The sequence below is a fragment of the Pseudomonas argentinensis genome (genome assembly GCF_001839655.2).
Lineage (GTDB): Bacteria > Pseudomonadota > Gammaproteobacteria > Pseudomonadales > Pseudomonadaceae > Aquipseudomonas > Aquipseudomonas argentinensis_B.
The window spans coordinates 2,173,230-2,198,054 of the sequence record NZ_CP056087.1 but is presented as its reverse complement, the minus strand read 5'-3'; the positions used below and the strand labels follow the sequence as shown (position 1 = coordinate 2,198,054).

Here is a 24,825-nt window from a genome sequence, read left to right as displayed (position 1 = left end):
CCAATCAGTTACCCGTCAAACCAGTTTGCCGATCAGCTCGCGTGCTTCCTGCTGCTGACCATCGTTACCTTCGGCGATCACTTCATCGAGGATGTCACGGGCACCCTCGCTATCGCCCATATCGATGTAGGCTCGCGCCAGATCCAGCTTGGTGGCGGTCTCGTCGGTGCCGGAGAGGAAGTCGAAATCATCGTCCTCATCGAGCGGCACGTTATCGGCCTGCATGTCCTGTGGCGTCTGCTGGCCTTGTTGCTCGAGGCTCTCGGCCAGCTGGTCCAGCTCGGCGGTCACGTCGTCGAGCTGGGCGGCAAAACTGGCGCCGCTGCTCGGCTGGGCCGGCTCGTCATTGAGCGACAGGTCGAAGTCGGCGGGCAGGCCGAAATCATCCCCCTTGTCGTTGTCCAGGGCCGAAGACAGCTCCGGCAGATCAGCGGCCGGCTTGTCGGCATCGTCGTCCAAGCTCAGCAGGAAGTCATCGTCCTGCGCGGTAGCTGGCGCGGCTGGGGTGTCGAGGTCCAGGTTGAAGTCCGCCAGCTCACCGCCCGGCGCCTGACGGCTGGCGGGCTCGTCACCCAGATCCAGGTCGAAGTCCAGGGGCTCGTTCTGGCTCGCCACCGGTGGCTGCGCCTGCAGATCCCCCAGGCTCAGGGTGTCGATTTCGTCGAAACGAGCAACGTCATCCTGCGCCTTGGGCTGCGGGGCTGCGGCGAATTCGGCTTCGAGGGCGTCCAGATCCAGATCGAAGGCATCGTCGGCCGCTGGCTGCAGCGGAGCCACTGGCTGCTCGGGCTCGTCCAGAACCAGGTCGTCGAGGCTGAAAGCGTCCAGGTCGTCTGCAGCGGCGGTGCCGGCCAGGGCGGCGGTACCACCGAGCACGACCATCGCCGGGTAGCGGCTCTTCAACTGCTCGACCTGGGCGTTGGCGCCACCGATCTCGCGCAGCTCGTTTTCCTGGCGGGCAAAGCCTTCGCGATCACCCAGTTCGGCGTAGACCTCCATCAGTTTCAGGCGCAGGTCGGTGCGATGCGGCTCGTCGTTGATCGCGTTGTGCAGCAACTCGGCCGCCTGGTTGAAGCGACCGTAGGCGATATAGATGTCCGCCTCGCCCAAGGCATCGCCCGTCTGGGCAGTCACCCGCTCTTCGCCCACCGGCTGGGACAGGGCCACCTGGTCGTCCGGCAGATCGTTCAGGCTGTCGGCCGGCAGCTCCAGATCGCTGTCGAAACGGTGGGTGTCCTCTTCATAGGTCGCCAGGCTGGCCTCTTCCTCTTCGGCCTTGCGGGCATTGCGGGCATTGCGACGCGACAGAATCAGCAGCACCAGCAGCAGCGCCAGCAGCAGGCTGCCACCGATCAGGCCGAGCATCATCGGGTTGGCCAGCAGGTTGTCGAGGGCGCTGTCTTCTTCGACCGGCTCGGGCGTGGTGGCGACCGGTGCCGGGGCAGGCGCTTCGGCAGCAGGTGCGGTCGGCTCGGCTGGCGCGGCCGCCTCAGGGGCTGGCGCGGGTGGGTTCTCGGCGACCGGTGCCTCGGCGGTTGGCTCACCCGCCGGCTGAGCGGCCGAAGGATCAACCGGGGCTGACTCGGGCGCCGGCTGATTCGCGGCGGGCACCTCGGTAGCCGGCGCAGCAGCGGCCGGTGCCTCGGCAGGTTGGCTGGTCGATTCCGCTGGCGCGGAGGCAGCACCGGCAGCAGCGCCTGCGCCACCAGCGGCCTGACCGTTGGAGGCAGCGACATCGGCCTGCAGCTTGGCCAACTGGTTGTCCTTGAGCTGAATCAGCCGCTGCAGCTTGTCGAGCTGGCCCTGCAGGTCACCCATGCGATCCTTCAGCTCGTCGTTCTCGCGGCGCGTCGAATCCAGGCTTTCCTGGGTCACCGCCAACTGATTGGCCAGCGCGGCGTTATTGGCAGTACCACTCTCGCTGCCCGAGGTGGCCTTGCCGGCTTCGGCAGCCACCAGCTTGAGCTTGTCCTCGCTGGTGACTTCGGACGGCGCAGCGCCCGCTGCGCTGCGCCGCGTGGCATCGATCTGCCGGCTAGCGGCGGTGGCTGGGGCACTGCGGCCCTGGCGCCAGGAACTATTCTGTGCGGCCACCTGGGCCAGGGCTTCGGACTGGCTGCGACGGGCGATCTGCTGGTCATCGGGCAGACGCAGCACCTGGCCGCTCTTCATGCGGTTGATGTTGCCGCCGATGAAGGCATCCGGATTGAGATCCTGAATGGCCAGCATCTTCTGGTGAACGCTACCACTGCCACCGGCACGCTCGGCGACTTCCCACAGCGTGTCGTTGGCGTTGGTGCGGTAGTCACCATCGGCGCTACCGGCACGCGGGGCTGCCGGGGCGCTGGCAACCGGAGCAGCAGCACGGGGGGCGGCACTCGGCGCTGGACGAGGCGCTGGCGCTGGCGCGGCGACCGGCAGCTGCGGGGCCGCGGCGGCTTGCGGGGAGTACAGCGGCGGATCGAGCAGCAGGGTGTACTCGCGCAGCAGACGGCCATTGGGCCATAGCACTTCGACGAGGAAATTCAGGTAGGGCTCGCGAACCGGCTTGGTCGAGGTGACGCGAATCACGCTCTTGCCGTTGGGTTTGACGATGGGCGTGAATTTGAGGTCGGTCAGGAAATACTGGCGGTCGACGCCAGCCTTGTTGAACTCTTCGGGCGAGGCCAGCGACGGGCGCATTTCCGCGGCGGACAGGTCGCGTACGTCGAGCAGCTCGATTTCCGCCACCAGCGGCTGGTTCAGAGACGACTGCAGTGTCAGCTCACCGACCCCCAGCGCATGCGCCATACCGGAAGACAGCGCCGTCGCCGCAGCGATAGCCAGCACCAGTTTACGAACCCGAACCATAGCCTTTTCCTTTGTGTTGACGGCTCTCGCACAACGAGAGGATAGATGATCGCTGGCTGCCCCTTTGCAGGCCCCCCAGCCAACGATCAGCGCGCTCAGTATTTGCCAAGCTCGAATAGATATGCAGATTTCCCGATAAGTATCTTTTACAGGTGGTGTTTTATCAATAACTCGCCCAGCTGTACGGCGTTCAAAGCGGCACCTTTTCGCACATTATCAGACGCAATCCACAAAGTGAGGGCGCAGGGATCGTCCATGCCACGGCGCACGCGGCCTACGTAGACTTCGTCCTGGCCGACCGCGTCACCAGTGACGGTGGGATAGTCGCCCGCCTCGACCAGTTCGATACCGGGCGCCGCCTCCAGCGCGGCCATGACCTCGGCCAGTTCTACAGGTGTAGACGCCTGTACGGTGACACTCAAACTGTCGCCGAAAAATACCGGTACCTGGTGACAACTGACCGCCACCTTCAGGTCGCTGCCGAGCAGCGCCTTGACGTCAGCATGGATGCGACGCTCCAGCGAGCCGTGACCCTCGGCATCGGGCTCGTCCACCTGGGCGAGCAGGTTGAACGCCATCTGCCGGCCGAACAGACGGGGCTCCAGCGCACGGCCGTTGAGCAACTCGGCGGTTTGCCGCGCCAGCTCGCCAACGCCTTCCCGGCCACGACTGGACACTGCCAGGCCGGCATCGATCACCAACCGCTGCACTTGTAGTTGCTCGCCCAGGGCGCCGAGCACCAGACCGACGGCCACGGCCACCGACGCCGGGCTGGTCACCGCGAACGGCGCCTGGCCACTGATCGCCCCGGCGTTCACTTCCGGCACCACCCGCGGCGCCATGTCGGCGGGCAGCGCACCGGTGACGTCGATCAGCGAACACCCGGCCTGGCGTACCGCCGCGGCATGGGCCCGGGTCACCGACGGGTCGGCGGCGAAGAACGCCAGCTGAACGGTACGAAAATCGAACCCCTCCACCGTGCGCACGCGCAGATTGCGCCCCTGAACGCCAGGCTGCGCCCGGCCGACTCGCTGCTGGCCAGCAAATGCAGGTCGGAGACGGGAAAGTCGCGTTCCTCGAGGAGCTGCAGCAGGGATTCGCCGACACTGCCGGTGGCACCGACGACGGCGATAGCAAAGGTAGAGGTCATGAAGGAGGCCTGAGGCTGGGTAGCTGAAACAGACCCGGCACTCTACCGAAAAGCAGAGGGGCGGGCGACGGCAATCGCAAGCGATCACCTCTACCCGCCCCTAGGGTCTGGCAGCGCGCCGGTGGCGAATCAGCGCTCCAGCAGGATGCGCAGCATGCGCCGCAGCGGCTCGGCGGCGCCCCACAGCAGCTGGTCGCCCACGGTGAAGGCGCCGAGGTACTGCGACCCCATGTTGAGCTTGCGCAGGCGGCCGACCGGTACGCTCAGGGTGCCGGTGACGGCCGTCGGGCCGAGTTCGCGGATACTGGCTTCGCGGTGGTTCGGCACCAGCTTGACCCAGGGGTTGTGCTGGCTGATCAGGCCTTCGATGTCGGTCAGCGGCACGTCCTTGTTGAGCTTGATGGTCAACGCCTGGCTGTGGCAACGCATGGCGCCGATGCGCACGCAGATGCCGTCGACCGGAATCGGATTCTTGAAGCGACCGAGGATCTTGTTGGTTTCCGCCTGGGCCTTCCACTCTTCGCGGCTCTGCCCGTTCGGCAGCTCCTTGTCGATGTAGGGGATCAGGCTGCCGGCCAGCGGCACGCCGAAGTTGTCGACCGGGAAGGCATCACCGCGCATGGCCTCGGCGACCTTGCGGTCGATATCAAGGATGGCGCTGGCCGGGTCGGCCAGTTCATCGGCCACGGTGGCGTTGATGGTGCCCATCTGCTTGATCAGCTCACGCATGTTCTGCGCGCCGGCACCGGAGGCCGCCTGGTAGGTCATGGCACTCATCCAGTCGACCAGACCGGCTTCGTACAGGCCGCCGAGCGCCATCAGCATCAGGCTGACGGTGCAGTTGCCGCCGATGTAGTTCTTGGTGCCGGCGTCCAATGCGTGGTCGATGACCCGGCGGTTGACCGGGTCGAGTACGATCACCGCGTCGTCGGCCATGCGCAGCGAGGACGCGGCATCGATCCAGTAGCCCTTCCAGCCGGCTTCGCGCAGCTTGGGGAAGACTTCATTGGTGTAGTCGCCGCCCTGGCAGGTCAGGATCACGTCCAGGCCCTTGAGCTCGTCGATGCTGTAGGCATCCTTGAGCGCCTCGGTTTCCTTGCCAATGGCCGGCCCCTGGCCGCCCACATTGGAGGTGGTGAAGAACACCGGCTCGATCAGATCGAAATCCTGTTCTTCCAGCATGCGCTGCATGAGCACGGAACCGACCATGCCCCGCCAACCGATAAGACCTACACGTTTCATAACCACTACACCTATATGAACAAGCCGCCGGACAGTTTCCAGCGGCCTGGAAGATTACAGACTACGCAGCGCTTCGACTACCGCATCACCCATTGCCGCCGTACCGACCTTGGTCGTACCGGCCGAATGGATGTCGCCGGTGCGCAGGCCCTGGTCGAGCACGCGGCTGACCGCCAGTTCGATGGCATCGGCCGCCTGGGTCTGGTTGAAGCTGTAACGCAGCATCATCGACACCGACAGGATGGTCGCCAGCGGGTTGGCGATGCCCTGCCCGGCGATGTCCGGCGCCGAACCGTGGCACGGCTCGTACATGCCCTTGTTGTTGGCATCCAGCGACGCCGACGGCAGCATGCCGATGGAGCCGGTGAGCATCGAGGCTTCGTCGGAGAGGATGTCGCCGAACATGTTGTCGGTGACCAGCACGTCGAACTGCTTGGGCGCACGCACCAGCTGCATGGCGGCATTGTCGACGTACATGTGGCTCAGCTCGACGTCCGGGTAGTCCCTGGCGACTTCCTCGACCACCGCACGCCACAGCTGACTGGAGGCCAGCACGTTGGCCTTGTCCACCGAGCACAACTTGCTGCCGCGCACGCGGGCCATGTCGAAGCCGACCTTGGCGATGCGACGGATCTCGCTCTCGCTGTAGGGCAGCGTGTCATAGGCCATGCGCTCGCCATTGTCCAGCACCTTGCTCTCGCGCGGCTGGCCGAAATAGATGCCGCCGGTCAGCTCACGGACGATGAGAATATCCAGCCCCGCCACCACTTCCGGCTTGAGCGAGGAGGCATCGGCCAGTTGCGGATAGAGGATGGCCGGGCGCAGGTTGGCGAACAGACCCAGCTGCGAGCGGATCTTCAGCAGGCCGCGCTCGGGGCGGATGGCCGGGTCGATCTTGTCCCACTTCGGGCCGCCGACGGCGCCGAGCAGAACGGCATCGGCCCCACGGGCGCGCTCCAGGGTCTCGTCGGCCAGCGGCACACCGTACTTGTCCACGGCCGCGCCACCCAGCTCGTCGAACGACAGCTCGCAGTCGAGGGCGAACTTGTCGTTGGCCAGGCGCAGCACCTTGACCGCTTCGGCCATGATCTCGGGGCCGATGCCGTCACCGGGAAGTATCAGAATCTGCTTGCTCATACGTTTTCCTTCATTACCTTCGGATCGCCGGCCCTGCCGTGTGCGACCTGTGAAAACCCGAACAGGCCCGCGGCCATCACCCTGCCGCGAGGGGCGCCATATTCGGCGCCTGCTTCGACGGGGTCAAGGCACGACGGGCCCATCCACTGATAACACGTAACCTTATCTTTCCGCGCCACCAGCGGGCGCGGCGGGGCTTACTTGATGGCCCCGAACAACCAGGGCTGGCGCTGCTGATAACCGACCTCGAAAGCGCGAATCGCCTCGGCGTCCTGCAGGGTCAGGCCGATGTCGTCCAGGCCGTTGAGCAGGCAGTGCTTGCGGAAGGCGTCGACCTCGAAGGCGTACTGCACGCCATCGGGGCGGGTCACGGTCTGCGCCTGGAGGTCGACGGTCAGCTGGTAGCCCTCGGTGGCTTCGGTCTGTTCGAACAGCGCATCGACGTCTTCTTCGGCCAGCACGATGGGCAGCAGGCCATTCTTGAAGCTGTTGTTGAAGAAGATATCGGCGAAGCTCGGCGCGATCACCGTGCGGAAACCGTACTCGTCCAGCGCCCAGGGCGCGTGCTCACGGCTCGAACCACAACCGAAGTTCTCGCGAGCGAGCAGCACGCTGGCGCCCTGGTAACGGGGAAAGTTGAGCACGAAATCCCGGTTGAGCGGACGGTTGGCGTTGTCCTGGTTGGGCTGGCCGACATCCAGGTAACGCCACTCGTCGAACAGGTTGGGACCGAAGCCGGTGCGCTTGATCGACTTCAGGAATTGCTTGGGGATGATCTGGTCGGTGTCGACGTTGGCACGGTCGAGCGGACAGACCAGGCCGGTGTGTTGGGTAAAGGCTTTCATCATCTCTCTCCTCAGGCCTGGATCAATTCGCGAACGTCGATGAAGCGCCCGGTCACCGCCGCCGCCGCGGCCATGGCCGGGCTGACCAGGTGGGTACGGCCACCGGCGCCCTGGCGGCCTTCGAAGTTGCGGTTGGAGGTCGAGGCGCAATGCTCGCCGCTGCCCAGTTTGTCCGGGTTCATGGCCAGGCACATGGAGCAGCCCGGTTCACGCCATTCGAAGCCGGCCTCGATGAAGATCTTGTCCAGCCCTTCGCTTTCCGCCTGGGCCTTGACCAGACCGGAGCCCGGCACCACCAGCGCCTGCTTGACCGTGGCGGCGACCTTGCGGCCCTTGGCCACCTCGGCGGCGGCGCGCAGGTCTTCGATACGCGAGTTGGTGCACGAGCCGATGAACACGCGATCGAGCCTGATATCGGTGATCGGCTGGTTGGCCGCCAGGCCCATGTACTTGAGCGCGCGGGTGATCGAATCCTTTTTCACCGGGTCGCTTTCCCGAGCCGGATCCGGCACGTTCTGGTCGACGGCCAGCACCATTTCCGGGGAGGTACCCCAGCTGACCTGGGGCTTGATGTCGCAGGCCTGCAGCTCGACGACAGTGTCGAAATGCGCGTCGGCATCGGAAACCAGATCACGCCATACGGCCACGGCTTTTTGCCAGTCCGCGCCCTTCGGCGAATACGGACGGCCTTCGACGTAGGCGATGGTTTTCTCGTCGACCGCCACCAGCCCTACCCGCGCACCGGCTTCGATGGACATGTTGCAGATGGTCATGCGCCCTTCCAGGGACAGCTCGCGGATCGCGCTGCCGGCGAATTCCAGGGCATGGCCATTGCCGCCGGCGGTGCCGATCCTGCCGATCACCGCGAGCACGATGTCCTTGGCGGTGACGCCGAACGGCAGCTTGCCTTCGATGCGCACCTGCATGTTCTTCATCTTCTTGGCGACCAGGCACTGGGTGGCGAGCACATGCTCGACCTCGGAGGTGCCGATGCCATGGGCCAGGGCACCGAAGGCGCCATGGGTGGAGGTGTGCGAGTCGCCGCAGACCACGGTCATGCCCGGCAGGGTGGCGCCCTGCTCCGGGCCGACCACGTGGACGATGCCCTGGCGCACGTCGTTCATCTTGAATTCGAGGATGCCGAAGTCATCGCAGTTCTCGTCCAGGGTCTTGACCTGGATGCGCGAGACTTCATCGGCGATGGCGTCGAGGCCACCGAGGCGCTCGGCGCGGGTGGTCGGCACGTTGTGGTCCGGCGTGGCGATATTGGCATCGATGCGCCATGGCTTGCGCCCGGCCAGGCGCAGGCCTTCGAAGGCCTGGGGCGACGTCACTTCGTGAAGGATATGGCGGTCGATGTAAATGAGCGACGAGCCGTCGTCGCGGCGCTTCACTTCGTGCATGTCCCACAACTTGTCGTAGAGCGTCTTGCCGGTCATCAGCCTGTCCTCATCACTATTTCTATGCCTGGGGCAATAGCCTTGTGGCTTATGGGGAGAATGCTATGCGCGACCGGCGAATAACTCAAATTCATATTTTTCATCCAGAAGATTCCTGATCGGAATTGATATAGCATCGCGGGACAACAACCCAGATCGCGACTGGAAGCCCCATGGATCTCGCCACCCTCAATGCCTTTATCGCCATCGCCGAACTCGGCAGCTTCTCCGAGGCCGCCATACGCCTGCACCTCACCCAGCCGGCGGTGAGCAAACGCATCGCCAGCCTCGAGCAGCAGCTGCGCGTGCGCCTGTTCGACCGCCTCGGCCGCGAGGTGAGCCTGACCGAAGCCGGCCGCGCCCTGCTGCCGCGTGCCTATCAGATTCTCAACGTGCTGGAGGACACCCGCCGGGCGCTGACCAACCTCAACGGCGAGATCACCGGGCGGCTGACCCTCGCCACCAGCCACCATATCGGTCTGCACCGCCTGCCGCCGCTGCTGCGCGCCTTTACCCGCGCCCACCCGCAAGTGGCGCTGGATATCCAGTTTCTCGACTCGGAAGTGGCCTATGACGAAGTGTTCCACGGCCGCGCCGAGCTGGCGGTGATCACCCTGGCACCGGATACCCGCGATCCGGTGCGCGCCGTGCCGGTATGGGACGACCCGCTGGATTTCGTCACCGCGCCTGAACATCCGCTGGCCCAGGGCACCGGCGTGACGCTTGCCGACGTGGCCCTGCACCCGGCAGTGTTTCCTGGCGGCAACACCTTTACCCACCATATCGTGCAGCGCCTGTTCGAGGCCGAGAACCTGACCCCCAACATCGCCATGAGCACCAACTACCTGGAGACCATCAAGATGATGGTCTCCATCGGCCTGGCCTGGAGCGTGCTGCCGCGCACCATGCTCGACGAGCAGGTGGCCCGCCTGCCCCTGCCGGGCATCCAGCTGTCGCGTCAGCTCGGTTATATCGTGCATACCGAACGCACCCTGTCGAACGCCGCCAGGGCCTTCATGCAACTGCTCGACAGTCATCGCGACAGTCTTGCTTTAGCGCCGGGGCAGCAGCTAACGTGATACCCATGCCGGCCATCTGCCGGCATTCATGCAGCACAAGCCCCAATAGCCCGGCTTCCCGCCTCGCCGGGCTTTTGTAGAGGAAGGGTCAATGGGCAATTCCAACGACAAACGCCCACCGTTGCCCCATGTACCGGTGCTCGACCCAGCCGAGTTCGAAAAGACCTGGCGCGACAGCCAACACCTGCTGGCTGCCCTCAATGGTGCCGGACTCGGCGCCTGGTTCTGGAACGTCGACACCGGCGAGGTCAGCTGGTCCCGTGGCGCCCAGAAGGTATTCGGCCTCGACCCGACCCGCCCGCTCAGCGCCCCCGTCGACTATATCGGGCTGATTCCCGAGGAGGAGCGCGGCGAAGTGCTGCGCATGTTCCAGGCAGTGATCGATGGCTCGCCCACGGCCGAGCCGATTCGCCATCGCATTCAATGGCCGGACGGCAGCCTGCGCTGGATCGAGATCACCGGCAGCCTGCAGGCCGGCGATGGCGGCCAGAACCGGATGTTCGGCGTGGTGCGCGACATCACCCGCCAGCGCGTCCAGGAACAGGCCCTGGCCGACAGCCAGGAGCGCCTGCGCATGGCGCTCGAATCGGCGGATCTGGGCACCTGGGACTGGCACATCCCCAGCGACACCCTGTTCGCCTCACCGCGCGCCGCCGTCCTTCATGGGCTGCCGGACGCGGCCTTCCAGGGTCCCTTCCCGGACTTTTTCGCCCACGTGCCCCCGCAGGATCTTCAGGCCCTGCGGCAGGCCTATCGCGACCTGCTGCCCGATAACGGCCAGGACTCCCAGGTGACCTACCGCACGGTGCACGCCAACGGCCAGACCCATTACCTGGAAAGCACCGCCAAGCTGCACCGCGATGACCAGGGCCAGCCCGTGCGCATGACCGGCATCATGATCGACACCAGCGAACGCACCCTGCGCGAGCAGCGCCTGCAGGCCTCGGAACGCAAGTTCGCCATGGTCTTCCAGGCCAGCCCCGACCCGATCTGCGTCACCACCCTGCCGGAAGGCCGGATCCTGGAAATCAACCCGGCGTTCACCCAGGCCTTCGGCTGGCGGCCGGCGGAAGTCAGCGGCCGCAATATCTTCAAGCTCGCGCCCTGGCAGGTGCTACCCGAGGATTCGCCGCTGCGCGCCAAGATTCTCGGCGGCACCGACCTGACCGACGAACGCATCGACCTGCACGACCCGCAAGGCCGCCTGATGAGCTGCATCGTGTCGTGCCGGCGCCTGGAACTGGCCGGCCAGCCCTGTGTGCTCAGCAAGTTTCGCGACATCACCGAGCAACAACGCGCCGAGGCGGCGCTCAAGGCCAGCCAGGAAAAATTCTACAAGGCCTTTCACTCCAGCCCGGACGCGATCACCATCACCACCCGCGACACCGGCCGTTACATCGAGATCAACGACGGCTTCACCCGCCTCACCGGTTACAGCGCCGAGGAAGTCATCGGCCGCACCTCGACCGAGGTGGGCATCTGGCCCGACGATCACCAACGCCAGCGCCTGCTCGCCACCCTGCGCGAGCAGGGCCATATCCAGCGCATCGAGATGAGCGGTCGCGACCGCCATGGCAAGCACCTGGAAGTGGAAATCTCCTTCGAACCGATCGAGCTGGATGGCACCCAGTGCCTGCTGGTCACCGCCCGCGACATCAGCGAACTCAAGGCCGCCCAGCAGCAGATTCAGCACCTGGCCTACCACGACCCGCTGACCAGCCTGCCCAATCGCGCCCTGCTGATGGATCGCCTGACCCAGCAGATCGCCCTGCTGCAGCGCCACGCACTGCGCGGCGCCCTGCTGTTTCTCGACCTCGACCATTTCAAGCACATCAACGACTCGCTCGGCCACCCGTTCGGCGATGCGGTGCTCAAGCTGATCACCGCCCGCCTGGAAGTCAGCGTGCGCGAGGAAGACACCGTGGCGCGCCTGGGCGGCGACGAATTCGTGGTACTGCTCACCGGCATCGAGGGTACGCTGGAAGAAGTCATCAGCCACGCCGGCCATGCCGCCGAAAAGCTGCGCACCCTGCTCAGCGAACCCATGCTGCTCGAAGGCCATCGCCTGCAGGTCACCCCGAGCATCGGCATCGCCCTGATCCCCGACCACGGCCAGACGCCGGCCGACCTGCTCAAGCGCGCCGACATCGCCCTGTACCGTGCCAAGGATTCGGGCCGCAACGCCATTCAGCTGTTCCACAGCTCCATGCAGCACGCCGCCAGCGAGCGCCTGCGCCTGGAGAACGAGCTGCGCACGGCCCTGAGCCGTGGCGAATTCGAGTTGTATTTCCAGGCCCAGGTGGACGCCCGCACCGATCAGATCATTGGCGCCGAAGCACTGCTGCGCTGGGCCCACCCGACCCTCGGCGAACAATCGCCAGCGCTGTTCATCCACGTGCTGGAGGAAAGCGGCCTGATCCTCGAGGTCGGCGCCTGGGTGATGGGCGAAGCCTGCCACGCCTGCGCGCAGCTGCTGGAGGACGGCCTGATCGACGAGCGCTTCAGCCTGTGCGTGAACATCAGCACGCGGCAGTTCCGCCAGGGCGATTTCGTCGAGCGCGTCGAGCATTGCCTGCGCCAGAACATGCTGCCCCAGGGCATGCTCAAGCTGGAAATCACCGAAGGCATCGTCATCGAGGACATCGACGACACCATCAGCAAGATGAACCGTCTGCGCCAGCTGGGCGTCAGTTTCGCCATGGACGATTTCGGCACCGGCTACTCGTCGCTCACCTACCTCAAACGCCTGCCGGTGGACGTGCTGAAGATCGACCAGTCGTTCGTGCGCGACGCCACCAGCAACCCGAGCGATGCGGAAATCATCCGCGCCGTGGTGGCCCTCGGCCTGAGCCTGGGCCTGGAGGTCATCGCCGAAGGCGTGGAACAGCAGAGCCAGCTGGACTTCCTGCAGAGCCAGGGCTGCAACTGCTACCAGGGCTACCTGTTCAGCCGCCCACAGCCGCTACCGGCCTTTCGGGCCCTGCTCAGCCACAGCGACCAGCGCCTGCCGCACTGAACGGAAAAGGCGCCACAGGGGCGCCTTTTCCGGTGTGCCGGTGCTGGATCAGTTCTCCAGTGCCGGGCGTGCCGACCCGATCGGGATGCGCTTGGCCTTGGCCTCTTCCGGCACATGGCGCTCCAGCTCGATGTTGAGCAGGCCGTTCACCAGGCTGGCGCTCTTGACCTCGATATGATCGGCCAGGCGGAACGACAGCTTGAACGAACGCTGAGCGATGCCCTGATACAGGTAGGTGACATTGTCACCGTTGCCATTGCCCGCACGCTTGCCGCCGGTCACGGTCAGCACGCCGCGCTCGACCTGCAGATCCAGATCTTCATCCTGGAATCCAGCGGCAGCGATGACGATCCGGTACTGGTCGTCGGCATGCTTCTCGACGTTGTAGGGTGGGTAGCTGCTGCTCGTCTCGTTGCGCATCGCCGATTCGAACAGGTCGTTGAAACGGTCGAAGCCAATGGACTGACGGAACAGCGGGGTCATGGAAAATGCAGTGCTCATGGTAGATCTCCTGAATAGTCAGCGAGTGATAAGGTGCGGGACCCGCCTTCGGCATCCCACGGTGAGAAAAATGTGGATGCCGGAAAAAATTTCAAGGGCCTGAAAAGGAGATTTTTCGATGTGCAAGGTAATGCTGGTTACCGGCGCCAGTCGTGGCATCGGCGCAGCCACGGCCAGGCTGGCGGCGCAGCAGGGCTACCGCGTGGTGGTCAACTTCCACCGCCAGCGTGACGCCGCCGAGGCGCTCGTCGAGGCGATCGCAGTCCAGGGCGGCCAGGCGCTGGCGCTGCAGGCCGATGTGGCGGACGAAGATCAGGTGCGCCGGCTGTTCGCCGAGATCGACACGCACCTGGGGCGCCTGGACGTGCTGGTCAACAACGCCGGGATACTGGAGCAGCAGATGCGCCTGCAACGGATGAGCCTGGAGCGCTGGCAACGGGTGTTCGCCACCAATGTGTACGGCAGCTTCCTGTGCAGCCGCGAGGCGATCGCGCGGATGTCCACCCGCCAGGGCGGGCGTGGCGGCGTGATCGTCAACGTTTCATCGATCGCCGCCCGCCTCGGCGCGCCCGAGGAGTACATCGACTACGCCGCGGCCAAGGGCGCGGTCGACAGCATGACGGTGGGGCTGGCCAAGGAGCTCGCCGCCGACGGCATTCGCGTCAATGCCGTGCGCCCCGGGGTGATCGACACCGAGATCCACGCCAGCGGCGGCGAGCCGCAACGGGTGGCGCGGGTGGCGGCCAGCGTGCCACTGGGCCGTGGCGGGCGCGCCGACGAGGTGGCGGAGGCGATTGTATGGCTGGCCAGCGAGCAGGCCAGCTACACCACCGGCTCGTTGCTGGACGTCAGCGGAGGGCGCTGAACGCCTCGTCGTCGGCTGCGAGCGCTTGCAGAGCGCTTACCTCTGCCGGCGCGATGCTTACGCCCAGCAGCGCATCGATGATCTGGCAGCTGGTCTCCCGCCGTACCAGGGCGAACAACTCGACCGCCTCCGGATAGCTGCGCGTGAGCATCGCCAGCCATTGCTTGAGCCGGCCAGGGGCGTAGCGCGGCGAGATCTTGCGCCGTGCCTGCAGCCAGAATTCGCCCAGCAGCGCCTGCAACTCTACCCAGGTCATCACGCCGGCATCCTGACCGACCTTTGCCGCGGCGATCTGCCGAGCCAGGTCGGGCCGCGCCACCACGCCACGGCCCAGCATGAAATGCTCGGCGCCGCTCACCTCGCGGCAGCGTCGCCAGTCCTCGACGGACCAGATATCGCCATTGGCATACACCGGCACGGCGACCACTTCCTGCACCCGTGCCACCCACTCCCAGTGGGCCGGCGGCTTGTAGCCCTCGACCTTGGTGCGTGCGTGCACGACGATCTGCGCGGCGCCGCCCTCGGCCAGCGCCCGGGCGCAATCGAGGGCCAGATCCTTGTGATCGAAGCCCAGGCGCATCTTGGCGGTAACGGGAATGGGCGCCGGTACGCTGCGGCGCACCTCGCGCACGATGGCGTGCAGCAGCTCCGGCTCCTTGAGCAGCACCGCCCCGCCGCGGGACTTGTTCACCGTCTTGGCCGGGCAGCCGAAATTCAGGTCGATCACCGGCGCGCCGAGTACGCAGGCATAGGCGGCATTGTCGCCCAGACACTTGGGGTCGGAGCCGAGCAGTTGCACGCGCAGTGGCGTGCCGGCAGCCGTACGGGCGCCGCTGAACAGCTCGGGTGCCAGCTTGCGGTAGGTCGACCTGGGCAGCACGCGATCGGTCACGCGGATGAACTCGGTCACGCACCAGTCGATGCCGCCAACCCGGGTCAGCACATCGCGGAGGATTTCATCGACCAGCCCCTCCATGGGCGCCAGGGCGATCTGCATGGCAATACTCTCGAACTATCAGGGGAAACCCGGCGGCGTCGGCCGGAAAACGGCGCGTAGTGTAGCGGCGAGACTCGCATCAGCCCAGCGGCGCGGCAGCTGAACACCTGCCACCTCAGGCAGTCCATTGCAGTGACGACTACCGATTGGAATCACCATGAGCCCACTGTTGTTGCGCGGTGCCCCGCTCGCCCTGCTGCTGGCCACCACCAGCGCCCTGGCCGTCACGCCGATCTCCGAGGGCGTGCCACTGGATCCGGCAGCGGCTGCCAAACTGATCGTCAGCCGTGACCGCCATGCCCCAAACGCCTGCGACCTGCAGCTGCGCGTCGATGAGCAAGTGGTGGTGGCGCTACCGGCCGGCGAAAGTGTCACGCTGGACGTGCCCAGCGGCGAAAGAACCGTTGTGCTGACACCTTCACGGGAAGGCTTCTGCGCCGAGATCGACCTGCTAAGCAGCCAGTCGATCCTGCTGCAACCCGGCGAGGTCAGGCGCTACCAGGCGGTGTACGAGGAGCAGAAGCTGTTTCTGGCGCCGCAGCAGTGATCCCTCAGGCGGGCAGCAATGCCCTGCCATAGCTCGCGACGAATTCGGCCGGCATGCGCTTGGGCCGCCCGCTGGACAGCTCGATGCAGACGAAGGTGGTGCGCGCGCGCAGCAAGGTGGCGCCGTCCTGGGGGCGCACCAACTGGAAACAGCGATCCATCTTCAGACGCTGGTCGGATGCGACGATCCAGGTACCCATGACCAGCGCCTGGCCTTCGTAGGCGCTGCTCAGGTAGTCGATCTCGTGGCGCACCACCGCCATGGCCCGATCCAGGCGCCGGTACTCGACCAGATCCAGCCCCAGCGATTGCGAATGCCGCCAGGCGCAGCGTTCCAGCCAGGTCACATAGACGGCGTTGTTGGCGTGGCCGAGGCCGTCGATATCCTCGCTGCCGACCATCAGGTCGATGGTGAATGGATCAGGGCGATCCCAGTTCACGGCAGACGCCCCAGGGCGCGCAGCGCTGCAACGGTGTGAGTCAGCTTCATGGGGTGGCTTCCCTTGTCGACGGAACGAGCCTGACCTTAGGGGCTAAGCCTTGCGCAACGCAAGGCCTGCATCAACAGAGCGGCCAGCACTTTTCGAGCGCGCAAAAACAAAAGGGCCACTTCGTGAGAAGTGACCCTTAAAAATCCCGCAGAGCGGGCAAAAATGGCGTCCCCTAGGGGACTCGAACCCCTGTTACCGCCGTGAAAGGGCGGTGTCCTAGGCCACTAGACGAAGGGGACGAAACCTTCGAAGAACAAGGCCAGCACTAGGCTGGCCTGTCGTGGATTGGTGGAGCTAGACGGGATCGAACCGTCGACCTCTTGCATGCCATGCAAGCGCTCTCCCAGCTGAGCTATAGCCCCAGAACCTTGCGGTCTGGCTGCAATGCTTGAGCACTGCAGCTGGAAATAGTGGCGTCCCCTAGGGGACTCGAACCCCTGTTACCGCCGTGAAAGGGCGGTGTCCTAGGCCACTAGACGAAGGGGACGCAAATGCCCTTCTTTACAACTCAACCCGTTCCGAGGAACCGGTTGTGGCATCCGAGATTGGTGGAGCTAGACGGGATCGAACCGTCGACCTCTTGCATGCCATGCAAGCGCTCTCCCAGCTGAGCTATAGCCCCATCTCGAGGACGGGGCGCATGTTAAGTGCGCCCCTGCACCCTGTCAACAAAATTTTAGCCGGTGATGCATTTTTTTTCGCTGACATAACAATCACTTACCGCAAACCGCTGGCGGCCGGCCGCACACGGCGACAGGCGGCCGAGAATCAGCCGATGCTGGCCAGCAGTTTTTCCCACTCCTTGTTCTCCTTCTTCGACACGCCGCCGAGCAGCTCGATGGCCTGGCGCAGGCGGAAACGGGTGAGGTCCGGGCCGAGAATCTCCATGGCGTCGAGTACCGATACCGAGCTGGCCTGGCCGGTGACCGCAGCGAACATCAGCGGCATGGCGTCGCGCAGTTTCAGCTCCAGGTGCTCGACCACCGATTGAATACAGGCGGTGATGCGCTCCTTCTCCCACTGGCGCAGCGCTTCGAGCTTCCAGAGGATCAGCTGCATGAGCTGGCGCACCTGGTCGTCGGAGAGCTTCTTGTGGGCGAACAGCGCCTTGTCCGGCTGCACGCCACCGGCAAAGAAGAAGCCCGCCAGCGGGGCGATCTGGCTGAAGGTCTCCACCCGGCCCTGCACGTGGGGCGCGATCTTCATCAGGTAGTCGCTGTTGAAGGCCCACTTCTGCACGCCAGCGGCAAATTCCTCTACGCTCAGGTCGCGCATCCACTGGCCGTTGAGCCAGGACAGCTTCTCCAGGTCGAAGATCGGCCCACCGAGGGAGACGCGCTGCACGTCGAAGTTGGCAATCATCTCCCCGAGGGTGAATTTCTCGCGCTCGTCCGGCATCGACCAGCCCATGCGGCCCAGGTAGTTGAGCATCGCCTGAGGCAGGAAGCCCATGCGCTCGTAGAAGGTGATCGAGGTCGGGTTCTTGCGCTTGGACAGTTTGCTCTTGTCCGGGTTACGCAGCAGCGGCATGTAGCACAGCTGCGGTTTTTCCCAGCCGAAGTATTCGTACAGCAGGATCAGCTTGGGCGCCGACGGCAGCCACTCCTCGCCACGCAGCACGTGGGTGATCTTCATCAGGTGGTCGTCGACCACGTTGGCCAGGAAGTAGGTCGGCAGGCCATCGGTCTTCATCAGCACCTGCATGTCCATGCGATCCCACGGAATCTCCACGTCGCCGCGCAGCATGTCCGGCACCACGCAGACGCCCTCGCTCGGCACCTTCATGCGGATCACGTGGGGCTCGCCGGCCGCCAGGCGACGCTGCACCTCCTCGTCGGAGAGCAGCAGGCCGCGGCCGTCGTAGCGTGGCGTCTCGCCACGGGCCATCTGCTCGGCGCGCATCTGGTCGAGCTCTTCCGGGGTGCAGAAGCAGTAGAAGGCGTGGCCCTTTTCCACCAGCTCCAGGGCGTACTTGCGGTAGATCTCGCCACGCTCGCTCTGCCGGTAAGGGCCATAGGGGCCGCCGACGTCCGGGCCTTCGTTCCACTCGATACCCAGCCAGCGCAGGGCATCATAGATCTGCTGCTCCGATTCGCGGGTCGAACGGACCTGGTCGGTATCCTCGATGCGCAGGATGAACTCGCCGCCATGCTGCCTGGCGAAGCACAGGTTGAACAGAGCGATATAGGCGGTGCCGACATGAGGATCGCCGGTGGGCGACGGAGCGATGCGAGTGCGAACGGTGGTCATGGAAAGTCCCGAGCAAGTAAGACTGAAGATGGCATGGGCTGGCCTCACGCCCTGGCTGCATGAGCCACCGGCGCAGGCGCCATGAATGACGCGAGAAAGCGAAGGAAACGAATATTAACAGGCCAGCCCCGACTGGCTCCAGCAAAGCTGGGCGCCGGCCGCTGGCGAACCCGGCACCGTGGCGGGCCGCCGGCTCAGATGCCCGAAGCGCCGCGCAGATGGCGACGCAGCGCCGCGACGCCCTCCTCCACACTGGCGCTGCAGCCTGCCCAGGAGCAGGCGAGCATCAGGTTGCGCGGCAGGCCGAAATCCTCGATGAAGTAGCCATCGGCATCACGGCCCGCTTCGTCACCAGGCAGCCACTGGCGCATGCTGCCCCGGGGCTCGAAGTACGCCCACACCGGCTTGCCCAGGGCTACCGCCGCCCCGACCTCGAATGCGGTGCCGGAATCCGGCTCCGAGCCGCGAAAGGGATTGAGGTTGGCCAGCACGGCGTCGGCGTCACGGATCATCGCCAGGTTGAGCTGACAGATCTGCGCCGCCTGCTCGGCGGGCGCCAGGCCTCCGGGCACCTCGTTGTCGAACGGATAGAGCCCTTCGAGCCCCTGCTCGCGGCACAGGCGCTTGAGGTATTCGCCCCGCTCGACGGCATCGCCCCTGAACACGTCGAAACCAGCCAGGTAGACCTTAGGGTGAGCTGCTGCACTCATACCGCGAGTAGCCGTTCACGCAGCTTCTGGATTTCGTCGCGCATCTGCGCCGCCGCCTCGAATTCCAGGTCGCGGGCCAGTTCGAACATCTTTTCCTCCAGCTGGCGGATACGCTTGGTGATCTCCGCCGGCGAGCGCAGCTCCGCTTCGTAGCGCGCATTGTCTTCGGCGGCCTTGGCCATGCCCTTGCGCTTCTTGCTGCGCGCCCCCGGCACCACCGCACCTTCGAGAATGTCCTTGATGTCCTTGACCACGCCCTTGGGCACGATGCCGTTGGCCTCGTTGAAGGCCAGCTGCTTCTGCCGGCGCCGCTCGGTCTCGCCGATGGCGCGCTCCATGGAACCGGTCATGTTGTCAGCGTAGAGAATCGCCCGGCCGTTGAGGTTACGGGCGGCGCGGCCGATGGTCTGGATCAGCGAGCGCTCGCTGCGCAGGAAGCCTTCCTTGTCGGCGTCGAGAATCGCCACCAGGGCGACCTCGGGCATGTCCAGGCCCTCGCGCAAAAGGTTGATGCCGACCAGCACGTCGAAGGTGCCGATGCGCAGGTCGCGGATGATCTCCACCCGCTCGACCGTATCGATATCCGAGTGCAGGTAGCGCACCTTGACGCCATGATCGGCCAGGTAATCGGTCAGGTCCTCGGCCATGCGCTTGGTCAGGGTGGTGACCAGCACGCGCTGCTCGGCGGCCACGCGCTTGTTGATCTCCGACAGCAGGTCGTCGACCTGGGTGCGCGCCGGGCGCACCTCCACTTCCGGGTCGACCAGGCCGGTGGGGCGCACGACCTGCTCGATCACCCGCCCGGCGTGGTCGGCCTCGTAGGGCCCCGGCGTGGCGGAAACGAAGATGGTCTGCGGGCACGCGGCCTCCCACTCCTCGAAGCGCATGGGGCGGTTGTCCAGCGCCGACGGCAGGCGGAAGCCGTACTCGACCAGGGTTTCCTTGCGCGAACGGTCGCCTTTGTACATGGCGCCGACCTGGGGCACGCTGACGTGGGACTCGTCGATCACCAGCAGCGCTTCGGCCGGCAGGTAATCGTACAGCGTGGGTGGTGGCGCCCCCGACGGGCGGCCGGACAGGTAGCGCGAGTAGTTCTCGATGCCGTTGCAGTAGCCCAGCTCGAGAATCATCTCCAGGTCGAACCGGGTGCGCTGCTCCAGGCGCTGGGCCTCGACCAGCTTGTTGGCGCCGCGCAGGTAGTCGAGGCGATCCTGGAGCTCGACCTTGATCTTCTCCACCGCCTCGAGCAGCGTGTCGCGGGGCGTCACGTAGTGGCTCTTGGGGTAGAAGGTGAAGCGCGGCAGGCGTTGCAGCACCTCGCCGGTCAGCGGATCGAAGGCGCTGATGTTCTCCACCTCGTCGTCGAACAGCTCGACGCGGATCGCCTCCAGGTCCGATTCGGCCGGGAAGATGTCGATCACGTCGCCACGCACCCGGAAGGTCGCCCGGGCGAAATCCATGTCGTTGCGGGTGTATTGCAGCTCGGCCAGGCGGCGCAGCAGCGCGCGCTGATCCATCTTGTCGCCACGGTCGAGGTGCAGCACCATTTTCAGGTATTCCTCGGGGCTGCCCAGGCCGTAGATCGACGACACGGTGCAGACCACGATGACGTCCTTGCGCTCGATCAGCGCCTTGGTCGCCGACAGGCGCATCTGCTCGATATGGTCGTTGATCGAGGCGTCCTTCTCGATGAAGGTGTCCGACGACGGCACGTAGGCCTCGGGCTGGTAGTAGTCGTAGTAGGAGACGAAATACTCCACCGCGTTGTTCGGGAAGAACGACTTGAACTCGCCATACAGCTGCGCCGCCAGGGTCTTGTTCGGCGCCAGCACCAGGGTCGGGCGCTGCACCTGGGCGATGACGTTGGCCACGCTGAAGGTCTTGCCGGAGCCCGTCACGCCGAGCAACGTCTGGTGCGAAAGCCCGGCTTCAAGGCCCTCGATCATCTGCCGGATCGCCTCGGGCTGGTCGCCGGCGGGCTCGAAACGGGTGACCAGTTGGAACTCGGACATAAATACCTCTGCAAAGGCTGTGACGCCACGACAACACGTGCGTCATACCTGATGTACGCTGTCGCGACACCGAATATGGGCCGCTATACTAACGGCCCGCTTGCGCAACCCCTAATCCAGTTGCCGGGTTGCTCGATACCCACCTCACCACAGAGCTGCCGCCCCCATGAGTCTGTTCTCCGCCGTCGAAATGGCTCCGCGCGATCCCATCCTGGGCCTCAACGAAGCATTCAACGCCGATAAACGCCCTGACAAGGTCAACCTTGGCGTGGGTGTCTACACCAACGAAGAAGGTCGCATCCCGCTGCTGCGTGCCGTGGTCGAAGCGGAAGCGGCGCTCACCGCTGCCCGCGCGCCCCGTGGCTACCTGCCGATCGAAGGCATCGCCGCCTACGACCAGGCCGTGCAGAAGCTGCTGCTGGGCAACGACTCGCCGCTGATCCAGCAGGGCCGGGTGATCACCACCCAGGCCATTGGCGGTACCGGCGCGCTGAAGACCGGCGCGGACTTTCTCAAGCGCCTGCTGCCCGACGCCACCGTGGCGATCAGCGACCCGAGCTGGGAGAACCATCGCGCCCTGTTCGAAGCCGCCGGTTTCCCGGTGCGCAACTACCGTTACTACGACGCCTTCAGCAACGGCGTGAACCGTGGCGGCCTGCTCGAGGACCTGAAGAACCTGCCGGCGCGCTCCATCGTCGTGCTGCATGCCTGCTGCCACAACCCGACCGGCGTCGACCTGACCCCCGAAGACTGGCAGGCGGTGCTGGAAATCGTGCGCGAACGCGAGCATGTACCCTTCCTCGACATCGCCTACCAGGGTTTTGGCGACGGTATTGAAGAAGACGCCGCAGCGGTACGTTTGTTCGCCCAATCTGGCCTGACCTTCTTCGTCTCCAGCTCGTTCTCCAAGTCGTTCTCGCTGTACGGCGAACGCGTCGGCGCCCTGAGCATCGTGGTCGGGGACCAGGAAGAAGGCAGCCGTGTGCTGTCCCAGGTCAAGCGGGTGATCCGCACCAATTACTCCAACCCGCCGACCCATGGTGCCAGCGTGGTCGCAGCCGTACTCAACACCCCGGAGCTGCGGGTGATGTGGGAAACCGAGCTGGGCGAAATGCGTGATCGCATCCGCACCATGCGTCTGGCCATGGTCGAGCAATTGGCTGACCTGAACGCCAAGCGCGACTTCGGCTTCGTCGCGCAGCAGCGCGGCATGTTCTCCTATTCCGGGCTGACCACCGAACAGGTCGAGCGCCTGCGCAGCGAGTTCGGCATCTACGCCGTGGGCACCGGCCGGATCTGCGTGGCGGCCCTGAACACCCGCAACCTGCCGGTGGTGACCAAGGCCATCGCCGCCGTTCTGTAAGTTGCCAGGGAGAAGTCGGCAGATGCTTGACTTCCCCTTCGTAATCAGTAGGATACGCGTCGTTGTTCCGCGATAGCTCAGTCGGTAGAGCAAATGACTGTTAATCATTGGGTCCCTGGTTCGAGTCCAGGTCGCGGAGCCAAATTCAGAAGCCTCGGTTGATCCGGGGCTTTTTTATGCCTGCCGAAAAGCTGCCTCTGGGTGCCAGCTAAACCTCACCGGCCACAGCATGCCGAAGGAGGTTATTGGTGCAGGAGGACTGTCAGCGCCTATTCACGGTGGGAGCGCGCCATGCGCGCGAAATCACGGGCATGGCCCGTTCCCACAAAGCTCGAGCGCCGTTTCTGTGCAAGCCGACATTTCATGCCTTGCGCGAGCTCAGCGCGGTAGGGCGTACTCGCGAAGCAGTACGCCGTTGCCGCTGCGGCAGGATCGATATGGGTTGGCGGACTGTTCGCTTCGCTCCTGAGTCCGCCCTACCCGCTAAACCTCATCGGGCCATAGCATGCCGAAGAGCGGTAGTGGTACGAGGAGGACTGTCAGCGCCTATTCACATTGGGAGCGCGCCATGCGCGCGAAATCACGGGCATGGCCCGCTCCCACAAGCTGGGGCGCCGTTTCTGTGCAGGCCCGACATTTCAAGCCTTGCGCGAGCTCAGCGCGGTAGGGCGTACTCGCGAAGCAGTACGCCGTTGCCGCTGTGGCAGGATCGATATGGGTTGGCGGACTGTTCGCTTCGCTCCTGAGTCCGCCCTACCCGCTAAACCTCATCGGGCCATAGCATGCCGAAGAGCGGTAGTGGTACGGGGACGACTGTCAGCGCCTATCCACTGTGGGAGCGCGCCATGCGCGCGAAATCACGGGCATGGCCCGTTCCTACAACGCGCGGGCGCCGTTTTTTTGTGCAGGCCTGACATTGCCTTGCTCGAACTCAGCTGGCGTAGAGATACGCCTCGACATCCATCCCCGCATCGCGCATCTGCGCCAGCTTGTAGCGCAGGGTTCGCGGGCTGATGCCCAGGCGCTCGGCCGCCTCCTTGCGACGCCCGCGCTCGGCACGCAGGATATCGATGATCACCTGGTATTCCCGGCGCCGCAGGTCCTCGCCCAACGCGCCATCCGCCACGATGGCGTCCGGCACTACCGGCATCGCCACGCCTGGCACCACCGCCAGCGGAGGCTGGGACGGCTGAGCGAAACCGATCGGCGCGGTCAGGCACAGGTCGTGGGGCTCGATAACACCGTTCTGCTGGAGAATGACCGCGCGCTGGATGGCGTTGTCCAGTTCGCGCACGTTGCCCGGCCAGGCATGGTGGGTCAGGCAGGCGACTGCCTGGGCCGAAAGGCGCAGCGGTGCCAGGTTCATCTTCTTCACATACTTGGCCAGCAGCCGCTCGGCCAGGGGCAGGATATCCGCCGGTCGCTCACGCAGCGGCCGCCAGGCCAGGGGAAAAACCGAAAGGCGATAGAACAGGTCTTCACGAAAACGCCCCGCCGCCACCTCTGCCGCCAGGTCCCGGTTGCTGGTCGCCAGCACGCGGATGTCCAGGCTGATCGGCTTGCGGGCGCCGACCCGCTCCACCTCCCGCTCCTGCAGCACACGCAACAACTTGGCCTGCAGGGCGAGCGGCATCTCGGAGATTTCATCGAGCAGAATGGTGCCGCCTTCGGCCAACTCGAACTTGCCCGGTGCGCTGGCAACGGCCCCCGTGAAGGCGCCCTTCTCATGACCGAACAGGGTGGCTTCCAGCATGTTGTCCGGGATCGCCGCACAGTTGATGGCGATGAACGGCCCCGTGGCGCGTTGCGACTGCTGATGAAGATAACGGGCCAATACTTCCTTGCCGGTTCCCGACTCGCCGGTGATCAGCACGGTAGAATCGCTACGGGCGACCCGCGCCGCCAACTCGAGCAGTTGCAAACTGGCCGGCTCGCAGGCCACCGGACCGTCCTGCTCCGATTCGCTGGCTCGCCCCAGTGCATGGCGCGCCACCAGCGACAGCAGGGTCTTGGGCTCGAAGGGCTTGACCAGATAATCGGCCGCACCACGGCGTATCGCCTCGACGGCACGCTCGACAGCGCCAAAAGCCGTCATCAGCAGCACCGGCAACTGCGGCTGCCGTTCACGGATGACGCATAGCAGCTGATGACCATCCATGCCCGGCATGTTCACGTCGCTGATCACCAGGCCGAACGGCTCCTGAGCAAGGGCGACCAGCGCCGCCTCGGCGCAATCGACGGCGCGGTAATCGTGGCCACCAAGTTCGAGGGTATCGGCCAGGGCTTCGCGCAATGCGCGATCGTCTTCAACCAGCAGGACTTTGGCAGCCAT

At 65.2% G+C, this 24,825-nt stretch carries 17 protein-coding genes, 5 tRNA genes and 1 pseudogene; 6 read left to right on the top strand and 17 right to left on the bottom strand.

All coding sequences use genetic code 11. The features are described 5' to 3' along the window. Positions 1 to 15: 15 nt before the first annotated feature. The 6 genes and pseudogenes from SA190iCDA_RS09765 to leuC form a co-directional block, all read right to left on the bottom strand. Entirely contained in the window at positions 16 to 2,850 is a 2,835-nt protein-coding gene (locus tag SA190iCDA_RS09765) for a FimV/HubP family polar landmark protein (protein ID WP_070886747.1), read from the bottom strand. Positions 2,851 to 2,996: 146 nt separating this feature from the next. Beyond that, positions 2,997 to 4,000 (bottom strand): annotated as a pseudogene (locus tag SA190iCDA_RS09760) (aspartate-semialdehyde dehydrogenase). 129 nt (positions 4,001 to 4,129) lie between these two features. Continuing rightward, complete coding sequence (asd, locus tag SA190iCDA_RS09755) at positions 4,130 to 5,242, bottom strand: aspartate-semialdehyde dehydrogenase (protein ID WP_070886745.1); 1,113 nt, start codon at positions 5,240 to 5,242, stop codon at positions 4,130 to 4,132. A 54-nt stretch (positions 5,243 to 5,296) separates the two neighbouring features. Continuing rightward, entirely contained in the window at positions 5,297 to 6,379 is a 1,083-nt protein-coding gene (gene leuB, locus SA190iCDA_RS09750; RefSeq protein ID WP_070886744.1) for a 3-isopropylmalate dehydrogenase, read from the bottom strand. 197 nt (positions 6,380 to 6,576) lie between these two features. Next, entirely contained in the window at positions 6,577 to 7,224 is a 648-nt protein-coding gene (gene leuD / locus SA190iCDA_RS09745) for a 3-isopropylmalate dehydratase small subunit (protein ID WP_070886743.1), read from the bottom strand. An 11-nt stretch (positions 7,225 to 7,235) separates the two neighbouring features. Beyond that, positions 7,236 to 8,663: a 3-isopropylmalate dehydratase large subunit gene (leuC, locus tag SA190iCDA_RS09740; protein WP_070886742.1), complete on the bottom strand. Its 1,428-nt coding sequence runs from the start codon at positions 8,661 to 8,663 to the stop codon at positions 7,236 to 7,238. A gap of 173 nt (positions 8,664 to 8,836) precedes the next feature. On the opposite strand from leuC, the gene SA190iCDA_RS09735 reads away from it, so the two are divergent. Continuing rightward, a complete protein-coding gene (locus tag SA190iCDA_RS09735) occupies positions 8,837 to 9,742 on the top strand; it encodes a LysR family transcriptional regulator (RefSeq protein WP_070886741.1) in 906 nt (301 codons plus the stop codon). A gap of 91 nt (positions 9,743 to 9,833) precedes the next feature. Further along, on the top strand, positions 9,834 to 12,758 hold the full coding sequence (locus SA190iCDA_RS09730) for an EAL domain-containing protein (RefSeq protein WP_070886740.1): 2,925 nt from the start codon (positions 9,834 to 9,836) through the stop codon (positions 12,756 to 12,758). Between the two features lie 48 nt (positions 12,759 to 12,806). On the opposite strand, the gene SA190iCDA_RS09725 is transcribed toward SA190iCDA_RS09730, so the two are convergent. After that, a complete protein-coding gene (locus SA190iCDA_RS09725) occupies positions 12,807 to 13,259 on the bottom strand; it encodes an Hsp20 family protein (protein ID WP_070886739.1) in 453 nt (150 codons plus the stop codon). Positions 13,260 to 13,377: 118 nt separating this feature from the next. Here SA190iCDA_RS09725 and SA190iCDA_RS09720 point away from each other — a divergent pair, with 118 nt between their 5' ends. Continuing rightward, complete coding sequence (locus tag SA190iCDA_RS09720) at positions 13,378 to 14,124, top strand: SDR family oxidoreductase (protein WP_070886738.1); 747 nt, start codon at positions 13,378 to 13,380, stop codon at positions 14,122 to 14,124. On the opposite strand, the gene SA190iCDA_RS09715 is transcribed toward SA190iCDA_RS09720, so the two are convergent. Then, positions 14,108 to 15,121, bottom strand: coding sequence for a tRNA dihydrouridine synthase (locus SA190iCDA_RS09715; RefSeq protein ID WP_070886737.1), 1,014 nt, complete (start codon positions 15,119 to 15,121; stop codon positions 14,108 to 14,110). The two genes, SA190iCDA_RS09720 and SA190iCDA_RS09715, sit on opposite strands and share 17 nt — an antisense overlap. Before the next feature lie 157 nt (positions 15,122 to 15,278). Here SA190iCDA_RS09715 and SA190iCDA_RS09710 point away from each other — a divergent pair, with 157 nt between their 5' ends. Beyond that, entirely contained in the window at positions 15,279 to 15,668 is a 390-nt protein-coding gene (locus tag SA190iCDA_RS09710; RefSeq protein ID WP_083329833.1) for a hypothetical protein, read from the top strand. 4 nt (positions 15,669 to 15,672) lie between these two features. Here the strand turns inward: SA190iCDA_RS09710 and SA190iCDA_RS09705 are convergent, their stop codons facing one another. From SA190iCDA_RS09705 to uvrB, 8 genes are all read right to left on the bottom strand, one after another. Further along, positions 15,673 to 16,107, bottom strand: coding sequence for an acyl-CoA thioesterase (locus SA190iCDA_RS09705; protein WP_070886736.1), 435 nt, complete (start codon positions 16,105 to 16,107; stop codon positions 15,673 to 15,675). 214 nt (positions 16,108 to 16,321) lie between these two features. Then, a tRNA-Glu gene (locus SA190iCDA_RS09700) sits at positions 16,322 to 16,397 on the bottom strand. A 47-nt stretch (positions 16,398 to 16,444) separates the two neighbouring features. Continuing rightward, a tRNA-Ala gene (locus SA190iCDA_RS09695) sits at positions 16,445 to 16,520 on the bottom strand. A gap of 49 nt (positions 16,521 to 16,569) precedes the next feature. After that, positions 16,570 to 16,645: transfer RNA gene (locus tag SA190iCDA_RS09690), tRNA-Glu, on the bottom strand. Positions 16,646 to 16,704: 59 nt separating this feature from the next. Further along, a tRNA-Ala gene (locus tag SA190iCDA_RS09685) sits at positions 16,705 to 16,780 on the bottom strand. A 146-nt stretch (positions 16,781 to 16,926) separates the two neighbouring features. Then, positions 16,927 to 18,408, bottom strand: a complete 1,482-nt coding sequence (gene gltX / locus SA190iCDA_RS09680; protein ID WP_070886735.1) for a glutamate--tRNA ligase — start codon at positions 18,406 to 18,408, stop codon at positions 16,927 to 16,929. Positions 18,409 to 18,602: 194 nt separating this feature from the next. Beyond that, positions 18,603 to 19,118, bottom strand: coding sequence for a nucleoside 2-deoxyribosyltransferase (locus tag SA190iCDA_RS09675; protein ID WP_070886734.1), 516 nt, complete (start codon positions 19,116 to 19,118; stop codon positions 18,603 to 18,605). Then, entirely contained in the window at positions 19,115 to 21,130 is a 2,016-nt protein-coding gene (uvrB, locus tag SA190iCDA_RS09670; protein ID WP_070886733.1) for an excinuclease ABC subunit UvrB, read from the bottom strand. Before uvrB ends, SA190iCDA_RS09675 begins: the two co-directional genes overlap by 4 nt. A gap of 166 nt (positions 21,131 to 21,296) precedes the next feature. Between uvrB and SA190iCDA_RS09665 the strand changes: the two genes are divergently transcribed. Then, positions 21,297 to 22,493 (top strand): amino acid aminotransferase, encoded by a 1,197-nt coding sequence (locus tag SA190iCDA_RS09665; RefSeq protein WP_070886732.1) that lies wholly within the window; start codon positions 21,297 to 21,299, stop codon positions 22,491 to 22,493. A 66-nt stretch (positions 22,494 to 22,559) separates the two neighbouring features. After that, positions 22,560 to 22,635: transfer RNA gene (locus SA190iCDA_RS09660), tRNA-Asn, on the top strand. A gap of 789 nt (positions 22,636 to 23,424) precedes the next feature. Here the strand turns inward: SA190iCDA_RS09660 and SA190iCDA_RS09655 are convergent. Then, positions 23,425 to 24,825, bottom strand: coding sequence for a sigma-54-dependent transcriptional regulator (locus SA190iCDA_RS09655; RefSeq protein ID WP_070886731.1), 1,401 nt, complete (start codon positions 24,823 to 24,825; stop codon positions 23,425 to 23,427).

Bases quoted from the DNA above. Each gene is read 5' to 3' on its own strand.
- leuC (WP_070886742.1), bottom strand. From the start codon at position 8,663: ATGACCGGCAAGACGCTCTACGACAAGTTGTGGGACATGCACGAAGTG.
- SA190iCDA_RS09655 (WP_070886731.1), bottom strand. From the start codon at position 24,825: ATGGCTGCCAAAGTCCTGCTGGTTGAAGACGATCGCGCATTGCGCGAA.
- SA190iCDA_RS09735 (WP_070886741.1), top strand. From the start codon at position 8,837: ATGGATCTCGCCACCCTCAATGCCTTTATCGCCATCGCCGAACTCGGC.
- SA190iCDA_RS09730 (WP_070886740.1), top strand. From the start codon at position 9,834: ATGGGCAATTCCAACGACAAACGCCCACCGTTGCCCCATGTACCGGTG.
- SA190iCDA_RS09710 (WP_083329833.1), top strand. From the start codon at position 15,279: ATGAGCCCACTGTTGTTGCGCGGTGCCCCGCTCGCCCTGCTGCTGGCC.
- SA190iCDA_RS09720 (WP_070886738.1), top strand. From the start codon at position 13,378: ATGTGCAAGGTAATGCTGGTTACCGGCGCCAGTCGTGGCATCGGCGCA.
- leuB (WP_070886744.1), bottom strand. From the start codon at position 6,379: ATGAGCAAGCAGATTCTGATACTTCCCGGTGACGGCATCGGCCCCGAG.
- SA190iCDA_RS09715 (WP_070886737.1), bottom strand. From the start codon at position 15,121: ATGCAGATCGCCCTGGCGCCCATGGAGGGGCTGGTCGATGAAATCCTC.
- asd (WP_070886745.1), bottom strand. From the start codon at position 5,242: ATGAAACGTGTAGGTCTTATCGGTTGGCGGGGCATGGTCGGTTCCGTG.
- SA190iCDA_RS09765 (WP_070886747.1), bottom strand. From the start codon at position 2,850: ATGGTTCGGGTTCGTAAACTGGTGCTGGCTATCGCTGCGGCGACGGCG.
- SA190iCDA_RS09675 (WP_070886734.1), bottom strand. From the start codon at position 19,118: ATGAGTGCAGCAGCTCACCCTAAGGTCTACCTGGCTGGTTTCGACGTG.
- gltX (WP_070886735.1), bottom strand. From the start codon at position 18,408: ATGACCACCGTTCGCACTCGCATCGCTCCGTCGCCCACCGGCGATCCT.
- SA190iCDA_RS09725 (WP_070886739.1), bottom strand. From the start codon at position 13,259: ATGAGCACTGCATTTTCCATGACCCCGCTGTTCCGTCAGTCCATTGGC.
- leuD (WP_070886743.1), bottom strand. From the start codon at position 7,224: ATGAAAGCCTTTACCCAACACACCGGCCTGGTCTGTCCGCTCGACCGT.
- SA190iCDA_RS09665 (WP_070886732.1), top strand. From the start codon at position 21,297: ATGAGTCTGTTCTCCGCCGTCGAAATGGCTCCGCGCGATCCCATCCTG.
- uvrB (WP_070886733.1), bottom strand. From the start codon at position 21,130: ATGTCCGAGTTCCAACTGGTCACCCGTTTCGAGCCCGCCGGCGACCAG.